This window comes from Mesorhizobium jarvisii (genome assembly GCF_003601985.1).
Classification (GTDB): Bacteria; Pseudomonadota; Alphaproteobacteria; order Rhizobiales; family Rhizobiaceae; genus Mesorhizobium; species Mesorhizobium jarvisii.
The window spans coordinates 412,998-426,417 of the sequence record NZ_QZXA01000005.1; the positions used below are offsets into that span (position 1 = coordinate 412,998).

General features: G+C 63.5%; 11 protein-coding genes. 3 read left to right on the plus strand and 8 right to left on the minus strand.

What is annotated here, in order from left to right:
• Positions 1–356: 356 nt before the first annotated feature.
• Entirely contained in the window at positions 357–548 is a 192-nt protein-coding gene (locus tag D3242_RS15675) for a hypothetical protein (RefSeq protein ID WP_064981656.1), read from the plus strand.
• A 602-nt stretch (positions 549–1,150) separates the two neighbouring features.
• Here the strand turns inward: D3242_RS15675 and D3242_RS15680 are convergent.
• The 8 genes from D3242_RS15680 to D3242_RS15715 form a co-directional block, all read right to left on the minus strand.
• Positions 1,151–1,699, minus strand: a complete 549-nt coding sequence (locus D3242_RS15680; protein WP_064980677.1) for an invasion associated locus B family protein — start codon at positions 1,697–1,699, stop codon at positions 1,151–1,153.
• Positions 1,684–2,145: a DUF4189 domain-containing protein gene (locus D3242_RS15685; RefSeq protein ID WP_064980679.1), complete on the minus strand. Its 462-nt coding sequence runs from the start codon at positions 2,143–2,145 to the stop codon at positions 1,684–1,686. Before D3242_RS15685 ends, D3242_RS15680 begins: the two co-directional genes overlap by 16 nt.
• Positions 2,146–2,181: 36 nt before the next feature.
• On the minus strand, positions 2,182–2,850 hold the full coding sequence (locus tag D3242_RS15690; RefSeq protein WP_064980681.1) for a hypothetical protein: 669 nt from the start codon (positions 2,848–2,850) through the stop codon (positions 2,182–2,184).
• 13 nt (positions 2,851–2,863) lie between these two features.
• Positions 2,864–3,424, minus strand: coding sequence for an invasion associated locus B family protein (locus tag D3242_RS15695; protein WP_019860888.1), 561 nt, complete (start codon positions 3,422–3,424; stop codon positions 2,864–2,866).
• Positions 3,425–3,431: 7 nt separating this feature from the next.
• On the minus strand, positions 3,432–8,306 hold the full coding sequence (locus D3242_RS15700; RefSeq protein ID WP_064980682.1) for a beta strand repeat-containing protein: 4,875 nt from the start codon (positions 8,304–8,306) through the stop codon (positions 3,432–3,434).
• A 197-nt stretch (positions 8,307–8,503) separates the two neighbouring features.
• Positions 8,504–9,022, minus strand: coding sequence for a helix-turn-helix domain-containing protein (locus tag D3242_RS15705; RefSeq protein ID WP_064980684.1), 519 nt, complete (start codon positions 9,020–9,022; stop codon positions 8,504–8,506).
• Positions 9,023–9,216: 194 nt separating this feature from the next.
• Positions 9,217–10,152: a helix-turn-helix domain-containing protein gene (locus tag D3242_RS15710; protein ID WP_064980686.1), complete on the minus strand. Its 936-nt coding sequence runs from the start codon at positions 10,150–10,152 to the stop codon at positions 9,217–9,219.
• A gap of 316 nt (positions 10,153–10,468) precedes the next feature.
• Positions 10,469–10,663: a hypothetical protein gene (locus tag D3242_RS15715; RefSeq protein WP_064980687.1), complete on the minus strand. Its 195-nt coding sequence runs from the start codon at positions 10,661–10,663 to the stop codon at positions 10,469–10,471.
• Positions 10,664–10,967: 304 nt separating this feature from the next.
• Between D3242_RS15715 and D3242_RS15720 the strand changes: the two genes are divergently transcribed.
• Together D3242_RS15720 and D3242_RS15725 are read left to right on the plus strand one after the other, a co-directional pair.
• Positions 10,968–12,431, plus strand: coding sequence for a phospholipase D-like domain-containing protein (locus D3242_RS15720; protein ID WP_064980689.1), 1,464 nt, complete (start codon positions 10,968–10,970; stop codon positions 12,429–12,431).
• Positions 12,432–12,550: 119 nt separating this feature from the next.
• Positions 12,551–13,351, plus strand: a complete 801-nt coding sequence (locus tag D3242_RS15725) for an endonuclease/exonuclease/phosphatase family protein (RefSeq protein WP_027047350.1) — start codon at positions 12,551–12,553, stop codon at positions 13,349–13,351.
• The last annotated feature ends 69 nt before the right edge of the window (positions 13,352–13,420 follow it).

The following is a 13,420-nucleotide window of genomic DNA, read 5'->3' on the forward strand; positions in this document are numbered from 1 at the left end:
TCGCGGGGTTTCCGAGCGGGGGGAAAGGCGGTAGCGCTCTCCCGCTACCAAATTCTTCAAATAAGAATCAGCTACCTGGATCCCCTCAACTGCATCCGGGTGGATGATTTCAAGTCGCGTCCGGAGCCAACGCCTCCTGATGTCGCTGAAGAGGCGGTTTAAAGCCCGCGCTCTCAGACAGAGGCGTGCGTGCCGATCGGGGGGCCTGATCTTCGGCTGAGGATGGAGGGCACCGTCCTGCCGCGCGGATAAATTCCTAGAGACAACGAATGTCCCGATACACATTTGATATTGAAAACGGATTCGGACGACCGTTATAAAATCGACGTTCACCATTGCTTTCTAAGGAGCTTGCGATGGATAGCGTGGCGCGTGACGGCGAGGTCAATCCTTGCGTTGAAGTGATCGAAGCCTGCGGGGAGTGGTTCGTCCGTGTGGTCGATGGCGACGAGGAACTAACCCGAGCATTCGAACTGGAGTCGTTTGCCCTGGCATATGCAGAGGGTCAGCGACGACGTCTCGGGCTCGCTGATTTCGATCGGCTGTAGGCTAACCGTGGGGAATGGCCGGTGCGGGTGGGCTTTGGGGCGCGACGGACGCCGCACCGGCCATTGCGGTGAGTTTTCGGGTTCCTCCCCGCTCCAATGAGTTTGTCCGTATATTAGCAAATTTGCAACTAAGCCTGTTGGGCTACCCAGCAGTAGGAGGCTGTACCGGCCGCGGGGCGCTTCATCCGATAAACTCGACTTCCTTGCCGGTGACATGTCGCACGGCCTTCGGCCGGCTTTGACTTCCTTCATTCGCATGTTTCGCGGATATCAATAGGAGTGCATATTTCCCGCCAGCCGGCGCCGCCCGTCCTCAAGGCCCCTGTCGGTCAGGCCCAGCGGCCTTCCGCTGCCAGTCCCCCTAGCAACCCCAGGCGCTGGGCCGTTGCCGACGATCACGGCCTGCGGCCTTTGAGTCCAAGCACCCGAGGATCCTCGAAGATCCTGATGCATCGGAGTGTGCTCAAAGGCTCTCGCCGCGACGGAGATTCCGACCTGCTGCCATGCGGACGCCCGTGTGGCACCGGGGACGGCCTCGGCACGCCAACGTTCCACGGAACCCGGCGAAGGCCAGTTGGCATCACAGGCCGCCGCCCTTGTCCCTACCGTGCGCTCAACGCGACCATGCGGTCGAGCGCCGCGGTCAGGCCGTGCAGCGACACCGGGAAAGTCAAAGGCGTCTCTGCATCTGTCGTGACATTGAGCTTCAGAACCTCGCCTACCCTCAGCTTTCCGAGCACGGATCGGTCGATGGAAAACACCGCGATGCAGCCTGTCGGCAAGCAGGTCCTGAAGCGCTGCGGGGACAATGGCGGCTGATCGTCCATCTGGGGCGTCACCCCCGGATCGAGCAAGATGCCGAAGGGCAGAAGCAGGGTGGCCATCGTCGACCCGTCCGCGCGCCTTTGTATCTCCATGGCAAGCAGCCTTTGGCCGTTCTGCTGGACCTGGTCCTGCGAAACCGTACAGACCCTCGCATTCTCCTGGACAGAGCAAGCCACGCTCCAGTCCTGATAGACTTCGCGCAGCGATGACGGCCCATTTGGAGCAGTCGCAGTCTGCTGTTCAGCCGACGCTGGCGGCATCAACGAGAATGCGATTGCCCCGTATGCGCAGGCGGCCTTGAGGCCACGCTTCATGTGCAGACCCATTCACGGATCTTGCATTTGGCCCCTGACGCCTCGCAGGCCTGCAAGGCGAGGTCTTCGGCCTCCCGGCGGGTCTCTGCCGAGTTCACGCCCCAGGGCGTGAAACGGTTCTCGACCTTGTCGGCCATGGCCAGCGCGCCGCAGTGCTTGTAGGGAAAGCCGGTTTCGTCGTCGTCAGTCCAATGGCGATGGTTGCGGAAGATGGAGACGACGTTGCACGCCTTGCCGCCGGCGTTCTCGCAATGTTTCTGCGCGATGTCCTTCGCCTCCTGCCGCTTGTCCGCCCCCCAGAAGAAGCCGTATTTGCTGTCGGACTGCGAATAGGCGATGGCCGCCCAGATGCCTTTTTCCTCCTGCTGCGGCTCCGAAGGCGCCACCAGGTCGGCCGAGACGACGTGTCCGCTCCACAACAAGGTCAAGCCCAAAACTGCCAAAGCCCGCAATCTCATGGTCGGCACCCCTTTCCTTGATCCTGGTCGCTTCGCCTACTTCGCCGCTGAGGCGACGGAAATCACCACGCAGCTTTTGCCCGTCGGCAAGAGAAGGGCCTCACCGGCATTGCCGCCGAGCTCGTACACCTCGACCTGCCCGAGATGGTCGGTGATCTTGCTGCCTTGCGGAAGAATGGACGGGATGTCGGCGCACGGGCTGGCGAACGGCGCCACCCGCACCATCGTCCCTTCGCAACCCGAAGCGGTGGGCGATGCGAAAACGACGCCGGCGGCAGGCCCGCTATAGCGTTCCGTCGCATAGTCCATGCCGACGAAGGCCTGGACCGCATGCTTGTCGGCGGCCTGGTCGTTCCACAACGATTTGACCCTGTATTTCGTGCCTGTCGTCAAGATCTGCCCGAGCACCGGATAGATGGTCGAACAGGCCTGGACCCCGGCCTGCTTGACATGCTCGAGAAAGGGCGTGTCCGGAAGCGCCGGGTTGGCCGTCTCGGGCTGTGCGGCCGTCGCGCTGCCGACCAGATTGGCGATCGCGGCATAGTTCCCGGCGGCGAAGCCAAGGCCCGCCACGACGAGCCCCAACAATGAAAATCCGACGACGCGCGGCCATCGCCGCCGCCTGGGTTCGACGATCCGCTGCCGATCCGCCTCGACGGCCGGGCTGCTGCGTTTTGCGGACATGAACTGGTCCTGCTGGCTCATTGTGCTGCCCCGGTCATTTGAGTGGCGAAAGGGCTGCCGTCAGCCCCTTGAGTGTTGCTGCGGTCACGGTGATCGTCTTGCCGTCGACGGTCGGATAGGAAATCGCCGGCGTGGCGTTCTGCGAGATCTGCTGGCGCATGACGGGGCCGACCGGCAGCATGCCGACGCAGACCACTTCATTGCAGCCGTTCAGGTGGACGTCGATCGCCTGGTCCCGCCCGTCGAACTTCAGCGACACCAGGCCGTCGCTCCTGGCGTTCGGCGCGGTGCGGACGATCATGTAGGGCTTGCCGTCCTGCGTAGCGGCCAGCGACCAGCTGAAGGCCATGTTGCCCGAGGAGTCCTCGATCACCTGCGAGACATTGCAGACCTTCTTGCGCGCCTTGAGGTTCTCGTCGCAGATCAGCGTCCAGTTTTCGAAGGGACGGATCGTGCGCTGATAGGTTCCCAGTTTCACGTCGGGCGGCAGCACCACATCCGAAGGCTTGATCCTGTAGGGCGACGCAACCTGCCCCGCGGCCGGCGCGAGGCCGCCGCAGAGCGCCAGGCAAGTCAGTACGACAAGTCCTTTCATTCCTGCCTCAGTTCAAGGTGAAGCTGATGCCGGCGCCGACGCCGACATGACCGCCAGCGGCCGTGCCCGACACGTTGCCGCGGATGCGGCCGTCCTCGCTCGTGTAGCCCGCACCGAAGGCCAAGGCGCTCGAATCCCGCCAGAAGCCGCCGCCGGCCGCGACGCTCAGCTTGCCGGGACGGTCGTCGTAGCGCAGCGAGGCAGCCGCAAGGCCGATCGCCGCCGCCTGGCGGGCTTCGTCGCGTATGCCGCCCAAGTCGCTGTTGAGCTGGCTGAGCTTCTGGTCGGTATAGTTGTTGGCCTGCTGCAAGGTCATGGCGGCCACCTTGTCTGTGTAGCTGTTGGACGTGTTGATGGCGTAATCGACACGGTTGTTCATCTGGGTGACGTTGACCGCATCGGTGCCGGCAACACCCGGGCCGACATTGGAGATGACCACCGGCGCGTTGACGTCGCCACCCTGCAGCGTGATGCTGTTCTTCTTGCTGCCGTCCGGATTGGTGTCATAGGTGACGGCATTCTGGGTGAGCGATCCAAGGCCCGATTTCAAATCCTCGACCGCCGTGTTGGTGGCGTAGAGCTGCGAGCCGTTTATCGCGTCGGTGCTGCCGGCGTTGACCCGTCCGGCGGCGACATTGGTGATCGTGCGCTCGGCGCCTGCGTCGCCGACGCTGACGGTCCCGATCGGGGTGGTGCCAGCGAAGGCGTAGGTCTTGCCGTTGATGACGGTGCTGGAGGTGCCGACCGCGGTCTGCGTCACCGAGCCCGAACCCAACGCCACGTCATTGGCGTTGTTGGCTTTGGCGCCCTGGCCGAGCGCCACCGCGCCTTGGCCCGTGGCCGTCGAGCCATTGCCGGCGGCAAGGCTGTTGGTGCCGCTGGCCACGCTGGCCGGCCCTATCGCCACGCTGTCTGTGCCGCTGGCGGTGGAGTCGGCCAGCGTCGAATTGGCGTGGAAATACTTGATGCCGCCGCCATTGCTGATGTTGGTCAGCGCGTTGTTGACGGCCGTGAACCCGTCATAGACGGTCGAGTAAGTGTTGCCCTGGATGGTATAGGTCGGTCCGGTGATAGACCCGTCGGGATTGACCGTGGTGCTGCCGCCGAACAGATTGGCGACGTTTTGCGACACGCCCTTAAGCTGGGAGACGTTGACCGCATCGGTATTGGCCGAGCCCGCCGCGACATTGGTGAGCTTGCGTTCGGCTCCCGCGGCGCCGATCGACACTTCGCCGAACGAGGTCTGTGGGGCGGTGAGTGCAAAGGCCGTGTAGCCGGCCTGGGCGCCGACCGTGGTGATGGACTGCGAGCCCAGCGCGACGCTGTTGATGAAGGTGCTTTGGGCGCCGGCGCCAAGCGCCGCCGACTGGATGCCGGACGCCAGCGAATTGGTGCCGAGGGCCAGTCCGTCGGCCAGCATGACATGGGCGTTCTGGCCGATGGCCGTGCCGCCCGGAGCGGTCTGGTCGACAATGGCGCCGTTGCCGATGCCGACGCCATTGTCGCCGTTGACGACCGTCGTCGGGCCGACAGCGACCGACTCTGCACCCACCGCGAGCGAGTCGCCGGCCGCCGAATTGGCGTGGAAATACTTGGTCGACGTCGCCGAGACAGAGGCGATCACACCCTGCAGCTGGCGCACGGTGACGGCATCCTGCGCCTGCGTGCCGTCAGCCACATTGGTGATCTGGCGGTAGGACGTGGCGGTGCCGACCGACACGGCGCCGAGCAGCGTCTTGTCGGTGGTGTTGTACTGGATGAAGTTGGAAGGACCGGCCGCGATCTGGCCGGTTGCGGGCGCCACGGCCCGGTCGGACACGGAACCCGAACCAAGCGCCACGCTGCCGTCAATGCTGGCCAGTGTGTCGCGGCCGAGCGCCAGCCCGCTGACGCCGGTCGCGGTCGCCTGGTAGCCGACGGCAGTGGAGCCTACCCCTTGCGCGAAGGAATCGGTTTGCGCCAGCCCGGCCTCGTTGGTGCGGGCGTAGCGGATGCCTATGCCATTGGCGTCGGTATAGGCGGTCGAGGTGTCGCCGGCGATGTTGTTGATCGTGTTGCCAAGATTGGTGACACCACTGCCGATATTGGCGATGGCTGTGGTGTTGGCGGTCACCTGCTGGTTTGTGGCGAAGAGCTGCGAGCCGTTGACCGCGTCGGTCGAGCCGCCATTCAACTGTCCGGCCGCGACGTTCTGGATCTGACGCTCGGCGCCGGCCGACCCGACCGAGAAGGCGCCCGCCGGCGTGCCGCCGGCGAAGGCGTAGTTCACGCCGCCGATCGTGGCTCCGCCGACATTGGTCGTTGCTCCCGACGTCGAATTCAGGCCGATGGCGACGTCACCAGCATTGTTGGCCACGGCGTTGGGTCCGACAGCGACGGAATTCGTTCCAAGGGCCTGGGAATCCGGCAGGGCCGAATTGGCGTGGAAATACTTGATGCCGCCGCCGACATTGATGTTGTTGAGCGTGGTGCCGATGGCATCGACCGCCTGGTTGGTGGCGAAGAGCTGCGAGCCGTTGACCGCATCGGTCGAGGACCCGCTGATCCGCCCCGCCGCCAGATTGGTGAGCGTGCGCTCCGCACCCGGCGCGCCGATGCTGACCGTCGAGGTCGGATTGATACCCTGGAAGGCATAGGTCGTGCCGTTGATCACGGCATTGGGCGTGCCCACCGCTGCGACGGTCACCGAGCCAGAGCCAAGCGCCACATCGCCGGAGCTCGCAGCCGCCGTCGCGCCATTGCCCAGCGCGACATTGCCCGCAAGGCCGGCAGCACCAGCAGTCGAGCCATTGCCCAGGGCAACGGAGCCCTGCCCGATCGCCTTGTTGTTGTTGCCGATGGCGACAGCGCCCGCCGCCATATTGGCCGCGGTGGCGCTCGCCGTGCCATCGCTGTTGGCGATGTTGTTGGCGCCGCCGGTAAAGGCGCCGGTACCGCTGGCATAACTCGGATCGCCGATTGCGACTGCGCCGTCGCCAAAGGCTGTGTTGCCGGCGCCGATGGCCACGGCCTTGCCGCCATCGGTAGTCGCGCCCGTGCCGATGGCGACGGAGTCGGCGGAGAGCGCGGCGGACTGTAGACCGACAGCGATGGCGTTGGTTGCCGTCGCCTGGCTGTCGCGCCCCATTGCAATGGCGTCGTCCTCAGACGCCGTCACGTCCGTGCCGATGCCGATGGCGTTGTCTCCACTGGCGCTCGTTGCAAAAGTGCTTGAGCCGACATAGACGGCGCCTATCCCGGTCGCCCTCGTCCCAGCGCCGAGAGAGATGGAGTTCACGGCGCTGCTTTGGGCGCCGCGGCCGAGTGCGGTACTGTTGAGTCCGGTGGCGCGGGCTTCACGTCCGACGGCAGTGGAATTGTCGGCGCTGGCTACGGTTCCGATGCCGAGAGCGGTGCTGTCGAGTCCGCCGGCGTTGGCGCTGACGCCGGCAGCGAGGGAATTGTCTCCTGTGGCATTCGCGCCGGACCCGAACGAGGAGGCGTTCGCGCCGCTGGCGACGGCGACGTTGCCAACCGCTGTGCTGGCGGTGCCACTCGCAATTGAGGTGGTGCCCATGGCGATGGCGTCTTGCGCGCTCGCATTGGCCTGCTTGCCGATCGCCGTGCCGTCTACACCGCCCGCAGTGGCGCCCAATCCCAGCGCACTTGCGTTCGCAGCGGTCGCCGCGGCGTTGTTGCCGAGTGCGGTGGCGGACACGCCCGTGGCCTGGGCTCCTGAGCCCGCCGCGACGGAGCCTACTCCGCTCGACACGGCCGAATTGCCGAGCGCCAGCGCGAAGTTGCCCGAAGCATTGGCGACGTTGCCGAGAGCTTGCGAGTTCAACCCTCCGGCGCTGGCCTGGTTGCCAACCGAAACGGCATTCGTCCCGGCGGCTTTGGCCAGGTAACCCATCGCCGTGGTCCCGACACCGGAGGCGGCCGCCCCGTTACCGATTGCCGTGGACTGGTTCGCCGACGCTGTGGCGGAGGTTCCGAACGCGCTGGACCCGGTCCCGGTCGCGGATGCGCTCGAGCCTACCGCGGCCGACCATGCCCCCGTTGCGGTTGAAGCTGTGCCGAGCGCGACGGCCTCGAACGTGAAGCCGGCAGGAGCGGTGCCGCTTGCATTGGCATTCGTGCCGATGGAAACGGGAGAACCGCCGCCCGCTCCAGCGTTTGCCTTGGCGCCGACGCCCATGGCTATGGCTGAACCGTTTGCCGATGAGGCGTTGGAGGACAATCCAATCGCCACCGAGGCGCCACCCGAAGCGCTGGCCGTTGAGCCGAGGGCGACGGCGTTCGCCCCATTTGCGGTGCTGTTGACGCCAAAGGCTGATGCTCCATCCACGAGTGCGCGGGCGTTCCCGCCTACGGCAAGAGCATTGACGCCGGTCGCGTTCGCGAAGACACCTATGCCTATGGCGTTGAGGCCATTGGCACCCATCGCATAGCCAATGGCGATCGAAGCATCGCCTGTAGCGGTGATACCGGTGCCCAACGCCACGCCGTTATTGCCATTCACGTGGGCGTTATTGCCAACGGCGGTTGAGGCGGCGCCGGGGGCGGTGTTGCCACAACCGATCGCTATGCTTTGCACCCCTGCGGAGGGGTTCGTGCAGTTCGCGGCGTTTGTCAGAACCCCGTTGCCAATGACAACTTGCGCGAGCGCCGCCTGCGGGATCATGATCCCCACCACAGCCCCGAGCGCCCCACCGGCGCCCAGCGCTCCCAGGCCCAGGCGCTTGCGGCGCATGCCGAGCACGCTATGCGCCATGCGCAGGACCGCCATCAGCCGGCGGCGAACCGAGCGAGAGCGGGGATCAGCCCCGGCAATCCAATGCCTGGCGAAATGCGCCGCGCGATGCTGAACAAACGAGCCACTCGAAATCTGATTGTCGGTCATGGTCCTCTCCGTTCGCCAGCCGCCAGGAAATGTCTGACAAATTCCAGCACTCGCAGAAAGCCACGATTCTGGTTTGCCGTATTTCAGGAAATTGCTGTTTTGTCAGAAAAACTGCGGCAACTTCGCGGGAGTTAACGGATAGTTACTTTAGTTCGTGCTTTAATAAGGCAAAGTAAAACAATCAAGCGATCAATATATCACCTAAGCTTCGAATTAAGCTTGCCGAAGCGGGCCTGCGATGGCGTCAATCGCCGGTATTTCTTCATTACGGTAGTAAAATGGCTCTGGCTCGAAAAGCCGCTCAAATGCGCGATATCGGCGATCGTCATGCCGCTTTCGGCAAGCAGCCGCTCGGCGAAGTCCAGCCGCAGATCAAGCACATATTGATGCGGCGGCACCCGGAACGTCCGGGAGAAAGCCCGCACGAAATGATAGGATGAAAGCCCGCAAACCGCCGCCATCTCTGCAAGCGCTATCTTGCGCGTAAAATTCTGATCCAGGAATTCCTGCACCTTGCGCGCGCTGTGGGCGGAAAGGCCGCCTTTCACGTTCAGCGCCGGCAGTCGCGCGGGACCGGGTCCGGACGCCGATCCCGGAGGGCCATCTTCAGACCGCATCTTTCGGTCCCTTGATATTTCGCAGATGCACTTCAACCCGAGACCGCCCTCCCCGTTCCCCCCAAAAACAATTCGTGATTGATCGAGCTGTTGCTGCATTGTCGCTCCGGTTCATTCGATCAGTCCGGCCAGATGGCGAATAATGCACAGGCTCCATGCTATTTCGAATGACTCCGGTAATGCCTGGGGCATAGTGGTGACGGACGTATTTTGGAAAACTCCGGAAGCCTTGTAGGAAATTCCGGTCTTGGATTATCGGACGGCAGGTGTTGCCACTTTGCCATCCCAGGCTTTCAGTTTCTGCCCGGCGCATATCCGGTCATGGTCGGTGTTCTGCCCCTGTATTTCTTCATGGTTGCGGCCAGATGACTCTGATCCGAAAACCCGGCGAGGTAGGCGATTTCGACGATTGCTAGCTCGCCGTCAACGAGTAACTTTTCGGCGAAGTCCAGGCGCAGGTTGATCAGGTAGCGATGCGGCGGTATGCCGAACGTGCTGGCGAACCTTGCTATGAAATGATTGGAGGAAACCCCGGCGACCGACGCCAGTTCGGCGACCATGACCTTTCGCACGAAATTCTCGTCGAGGTACTCGCGCACGCGCCGAGCACCAGCGGGGGAGAGCCCGCCTTTGGCCGACGCCGCCGGCCGGCTGCGGCCGGTGTAGGTGCGCAGCAGATGGACGCCGAACACGGTGAGCAGCGAGTCCAGATAGAGATCGTTCGGCGGCAGCTTGCCGGTCAGCTCGGCGGTGATCATCTGGGGAATGGTGATCATCTGGGGAATATTGAGCGCCTTCAGGTCGACCTTGCCGAACGCAGGCGGTTCAAGTTCCACATCGGAACGATCGAATTCGTGCGCAGCCAACTCCGACAGTGCTTCGGGAGAGATGGAAACGACGGCGTTTTCCCTGGTCTGCGACAAGGTGAGGCTGCTGTCGACTCCAGCGGGATTGATGACAAGGCATCCGACCGGCGCATCGTATTCCGTGATCTTGTCGCTGCCGAGCGAGGCTCTGAATTTGCGTCCGGGCTTCAGCACGATGCCCGTGGAATGTTCCTTGGCCAGGAACGTCTGCGACCCGGGACCGCGGACGGAATGGATGACGCTGCCACGTGCGGTGGCTCTTCTGGGACCGGCACTTTCTGGAATGATGTCCAGGACATATCGGGCTACCCGATCGACGCCTCGGGAAACGCCGCTTTCCCGAGCTTCGCCCGCATTTTTCATTCGCGTCGCCTCAGCCGCCTTGCCGCCGCCTGAAATCCCCTTTGCCCGAACCCGGAACCAACGTAACGCAGGCGTCCCGGCTAGGGAAGAACTCCCATGCGCAAAGAAAAATTCTTATTCGCGAAAAGACAGAAAAAATGACCGACCGAAGAAGTTGACGAGCATTCCATTCCACGGGAACGGCAGGTGTTCGCCATGCCCGAGTTTCGTTTATCAGCCGTGGCGAGGCTTCCGAGAATCCATTGCTTCGTTTTTTGGCACCGAAATCGGCGGCTAGGCAAGATGGGGCGCCGAGCCAACAGGTCACGAGCGGCGGCTACGGATCACCGCGACGCTTCTCGTACAGATCCCAGGTGAGTTCGACAAAGGCCAGGAGGACATCGTCCCGATTCCAGCCGGCCGCGACCGCCGCCTGGACGATTTCCTGGACGAAAGGCAGCAACTGGCCCTGGCACTGGACCGACATGTCGGCATCCCCCACGGGAGGCCCCTTGAAGTTGAATCTCATCATTCGGCGCTCCCCTCGCCTCCAATTAAAGTGTTATACCGCTAATTTCGTTCCCCCTGATATACAACAGATGTGGTACCAAAGTACAGGAAGCCCTGGACGACCAGGACGATGCCGGACCAAGCCATCTCTATGCTTTCCCTAGCGTTAAGTTGGTTTTCCCAGGCGGGAGTTCAGAGGAACTTCATCGGTTCAAACTCTGCCTGGGACTAGATCTCCCCACCCAGGTCGCGACCGCCACCCGGCGAATGCGCGGCATGAACCGGCCGCATTGCCTTCTGCAACCGCTCGCTGGATAGTCCCGGCAATGTTCGAGACCATTGCGACTCATTGGACCCAAATCCTGGCGATCATCTCGGTGGTCATGGCGACCGTCGGCATTGCCCATGCCGTCATGACCAAGGAGGATGTGCGCGCAGCCACCGGCTGGGTCGGCGTGATGGTGCTGTCACCGATCCTCGGCGTGCTGATCTATGCCGTCGCCGGCATCAACCGCATCCGTCGCGCCACGATCACCGCGCAGCGCCCGCTTGCCGGCGACGCGGTATCCTCCAAGCATGAGCGCGACATCGCCGCAGAAGAAGCCCTGATCGTCGAGCGCTACGGTCAGCGCTTCACCGGCCTGCGGACGCTGGGCGACAGGGTGGCGCGGCGCGCGCTCAACCCGGGCAACGCCATCGACGTGCTGGAGACCGGCGACGAGGCCTATGCCGCCATGTGCGCGGCGATCGATGGCGCCGAGCACAGCGTCCTGCTCGAGACCTATATTTTCGACAATGACGCCGTCGGCCTGCTTTTCGTCGAATCGCTGGCCGGTGCCGTCGTGCGCGGCGTTACCGTTCGCGTGCTGATCGACGCCGTCGGTGCCCGTTACTCCGTTCCCAGCATCCTCGGCCATCTGCGCCGCGCCAACATCCCCGCCGATGTCTTCAACGGCAATATCGTCATGGGCCTGCGCCTGCCCTACGCCAATCTCAGAACCCATCGGAAGATCCTGGTGGTCGACGGCACGGTTGTCTTCACCGGCGGCATGAACATCCGCAAGGGATTTTCGGCTGAGTTCGCAGGCTCCAACAGCGCCAGGGACACGCATTTCAAGGTCACCGGACCTGTCGTCGCCGACCTGTTCTCGGTCGCTGCCGAAGACTGGCGCTTCGCCACCAACGAAGCGTTGAAGGGCGATGCCTGGCGAATTGCCCCGCTGTCGCCGGCCCCCGGCCAGCCGATGCTGGTGCGGGCGGTCGCATCCGGGCCGGATGCCAGCAACGAGACCAATCACAAGCTGCTGATCGGCGCCTTCTCGGTGGCGCGCAAGTCGATCCGTTTGATGTCGCCCTATTTCCTGCCTGACCGCGAACTGATCAGCGCCTTGATCACCGCCGCCCGGCGCGGCGTCGAGATCGATGTAGTGGTGCCGGCGGTCAACAATCTCTTCCTCGTCGACCGCGCCATGACCGCGCAATTCGACCAGATCCTGAAGAATTATTGCCGCATATGGCGCACGGAAGGCCCATTCGACCATTCCAAGCTGCTTTCGATCGACGGCGTGTGGGCCTATGTCGGCTCGTCCAACCTCGATGCCCGGTCGCTGCGGTTGAACTTCGAGATCGATCTGGAGGTCCTCGACGCAGGCTTTGCCCGCGAGATCGAAGCCCGGATCGGATCGGCGATCGAAGCGGCCGTTCCCGTCACGCTGGACTCCTTGCGGGCTCGGCCATTCATCATCCGGCTGTTCGATCGTATTCTGTGGCTGGGATCGCCCTATCTCTAGAACCCCTGGCTTTAATAGAAAGACGTGTTTGCCGAATAGTTTGACGTCGGTCATGGAACATAGACGCAAAGGCTCTATTTGAGGTGTGTGGTGAGAGCGGCTGAAATGGCGAACATGTGATGCGGATGAGCGGGCGTAGCCTCCCGGCGAGCATGCTTTTGACCATTCGCGACAGGCGGATGCGCAAGGCAAACGCGGCTGCGCACAAGGCGACCGCCGCCACTGGAACGCTGGTCGCCTCCTACAACGTCCACAAATGCATCGGCGTCGATCGCAAGTTCGATCCAGAGCGCACCAGCCGCGTCATTCGCGAAATCGACCCCGACGTGATCGCGCTACAAGAGGCGGACAACCGTTTCGGCGACCGTGATGGCCTGCTGGATCTGCCTCGCCTCGAGCGGGAAACCGGCCTGGTGCCGGTGCCGATTTCGGCCACCGGCAAGGGCCATGGCTGGCACGGCAATGTCCTCCTGTTCAAGAAGGGCGTCGTCCGCGACGTGCATCAGATCAGGCTTCCGGGCCTGGAGCCGCGCGGTGCGGTGGTGGCGGAGATCGAATTGAACGGGAGCGAGACGCTGCGCATTATCGCCGCCCATCTCGGCCTGCTGCGCCATTCGCGCTCGCAGCAGGCCCGTGTCGTGCTCGATCTCATGAGCAGCCCGGACGAAAAGCCGACCTTGCTGCTTGGCGACCTCAATGAATGGCGGCTCGGCAACCGCTCGGCGCTCAACACGCTGCACGCGACGTTCGGGCCGCAGCCACCGGCGGTTCCCACCTTCCCCTCGAACCTGCCGCTTTTGGCGCTCGACAGGATCATGACCAACCGGCACGGGATGATCGCAGCCGTGGAAGCGCACGACACGCCGCTTTCGCGCGTCGCCTCCGACCATCTCCCGCTCACGGCCTTCGTTCGCCTGTAGAACCGACTTTGTCGTCCCGGCTTCGAAAAGCGCCGCGATTCATTTTGGAACGCTAATTCTCTCCGCGAG

Coding starts and splice junctions, on each gene's coding strand:
- D3242_RS15720 (WP_064980689.1), top strand. CDS start 10,968: ATGTTCGAGACCATTGCGACTCATTGGACCCAAATCCTGGCGATCATC.
- D3242_RS15675 (WP_064981656.1), top strand. CDS start 357: ATGGATAGCGTGGCGCGTGACGGCGAGGTCAATCCTTGCGTTGAAGTG.
- D3242_RS15710 (WP_064980686.1), bottom strand. CDS start 10,152: ATGAAAAATGCGGGCGAAGCTCGGGAAAGCGGCGTTTCCCGAGGCGTC.
- D3242_RS15700 (WP_064980682.1), bottom strand. CDS start 8,306: ATGACCGACAATCAGATTTCGAGTGGCTCGTTTGTTCAGCATCGCGCG.
- D3242_RS15715 (WP_064980687.1), bottom strand. CDS start 10,663: ATGATGAGATTCAACTTCAAGGGGCCTCCCGTGGGGGATGCCGACATG.
- D3242_RS15685 (WP_064980679.1), bottom strand. CDS start 2,145: ATGAGATTGCGGGCTTTGGCAGTTTTGGGCTTGACCTTGTTGTGGAGC.
- D3242_RS15725 (WP_027047350.1), top strand. CDS start 12,551: ATGCGGATGAGCGGGCGTAGCCTCCCGGCGAGCATGCTTTTGACCATT.
- D3242_RS15690 (WP_064980681.1), bottom strand. CDS start 2,850: ATGAGCCAGCAGGACCAGTTCATGTCCGCAAAACGCAGCAGCCCGGCC.
- D3242_RS15680 (WP_064980677.1), bottom strand. CDS start 1,699: ATGGGTCTGCACATGAAGCGTGGCCTCAAGGCCGCCTGCGCATACGGG.
- D3242_RS15695 (WP_019860888.1), bottom strand. CDS start 3,424: ATGAAAGGACTTGTCGTACTGACTTGCCTGGCGCTCTGCGGCGGCCTC.
- D3242_RS15705 (WP_064980684.1), bottom strand. CDS start 9,022: ATGCAGCAACAGCTCGATCAATCACGAATTGTTTTTGGGGGGAACGGG.